The following is a 1,451-nucleotide window of genomic DNA, read 5'->3' on the forward strand; positions in this document are numbered from 1 at the left end:
GGGGGTGTTCGCGGGCGGGGTGGTGCTGGCGGACATGGGCGGCCTTCCCTGGGTGTAGGGGGGACGACCGCCCCCGGGGTCAGGGCAGCAGGTCGTCCACGTGTGCTTCGCCCTCACGGTACCTGCGCGCGATCTCGGCGCTGCACCCGTTCGCCGTCCGCTGGAGCGCCCGGCGGCGCAGTGAGATCCGGTGCTCGTGCTCGCCCAGCCGCGCCATGGCGGCGTGCAGCTCGGCGTCGGTGCGGGCGGCGAGGTCGGACAGCTCGACCTCGGCGAGCACCTCCTCGGCCAGCCGCCGGTACTCCTCGCTGCGCGGGGTGCGCAGCGTCACATGGCGGGCCGAGCGGGCCGGGCCCCGGCCGGGCGGGGGAGCGTCGGCGAGGATCTCCGCCAGCCGGTCGATCAGGGGCACGTCCGCGGCGCTGCGGCGGGCCAGTTCGGCGCGGAGGATGTCGACGCGGCCCTGGACCAGCCGCCGCACGTAGCTGAGGTCGGCCTCCTCCTGCTGCGCCTGGCGGCGCAGCTCGCGCAGCTGGGGCAGGCGCAGACCGGTCAGCTCGGGAGGCCCGGCGTCGTGCGGGACCGCCGGGAGCGCCCCGCCCGCGCCGGTGGTGCCGCCGGCGTCGGCGGGCGGTCCCGCCGGGGCGGTCCCCGCGGCGCCCGCCGGGGCGGCGGAGGTGGTCGTGGAGGTGGTCGTGGAGGCGGCCTCGCGGGCCGCCGGTACGGCTCCGGGCGTCCGCCCGGTTCCGGCAGTGCTCATCTTCTGTGTGCCCCTCATCCCCTTCGCCGTGGACCACAACGCGGTGCCACGGCCCGTCACGGATACGCCGCAGGCCACCGTGCGCACCGTGCTGCACGCATCGTGCCACCGCGGGCACCCTGCGTGCAGTCCGGGCCACCCATCCGGCGGCGGTCGGCGGGCGCACGACGGGGGCGGCATGATGGTCGGCATGCGAGCTGTGGTGCAGAGGGTCGACGGCGCGGAGGTCGTCGTCGCGGGAGAGACCGTCGGCGAGATCACCGGGGAGGGACTGTGCGTGCTGGTCGGGGTGACCCACGACGACACCCCCGACAAGGCCGACCGGCTCGCGCGCAAACTGTGGGGCCTGCGGATCCTGGAGGACGAGAGGTCCTGCTCGGACACCGGCGCCCCCCTGCTGGTCGTCAGCCAGTTCACCCTCTACGGCGACGCCCGCAAGGGGCGCCGCCCCACCTGGCAGGCCGCCGCCCCCGGCCCGGTGGCCGAGCCCCTGGTCGAGGAGGTGTGCGCCAGGCTGCGGGCGCTGGGCGCGCGGGTGGAGACGGGCCGCTTCGGGGCGAAGATGGAGGTCTCGCTCACCAACGACGGCCCGTTCACGGTGCTGCTGGAGGTCTGAGGGCCCGCCCCCGGAGGTCCGAGGGCCCGCCCCGCGGTCCGCACCGGTCCGCGCCGGTCCGTACGGTCCGTACGG

At 76.8% G+C, this 1,451-nt stretch carries 2 protein-coding genes; one reads left to right on the forward strand and one right to left on the reverse strand.

Annotated features, from left to right (window positions below; translation table 11 throughout):
* Nucleotides 1-79: 79 nt before the first annotated feature.
* The gene (locus L7D48_RS28790; protein WP_237884039.1) at nt 80-760 is read right to left on the reverse strand and encodes a hypothetical protein; all 681 of its coding nucleotides are present in this window, start codon (nt 758-760) and stop codon (nt 80-82) included.
* Nucleotides 761-950: 190 nt separating this feature from the next.
* Between L7D48_RS28790 and dtd the strand changes: the two genes are divergently transcribed.
* Nucleotides 951-1,376, forward strand: coding sequence for a D-aminoacyl-tRNA deacylase (gene dtd / locus L7D48_RS28795; RefSeq protein ID WP_237884041.1), 426 nt, complete (start codon nt 951-953; stop codon nt 1,374-1,376).
* Nucleotides 1,377-1,451: the final 75 nt, after the last annotated feature.

Source organism: Streptomyces sp. ICN903, assembly GCF_022015835.1.
Lineage (GTDB): Bacteria > Actinomycetota > Actinomycetes > Streptomycetales > Streptomycetaceae > Streptomyces > Streptomyces fenghuangensis.

What these genes read in the sequence shown, in the direction of transcription:
- L7D48_RS28790 (WP_237884039.1), bottom strand. Translation starts at nt 760, where the DNA reads ATGAGCACTGCCGGAACCGGGCGGACGCCCGGAGCCGTACCGGCGGCC.
- dtd (WP_237884041.1), top strand. Translation starts at nt 951, where the DNA reads ATGCGAGCTGTGGTGCAGAGGGTCGACGGCGCGGAGGTCGTCGTCGCG.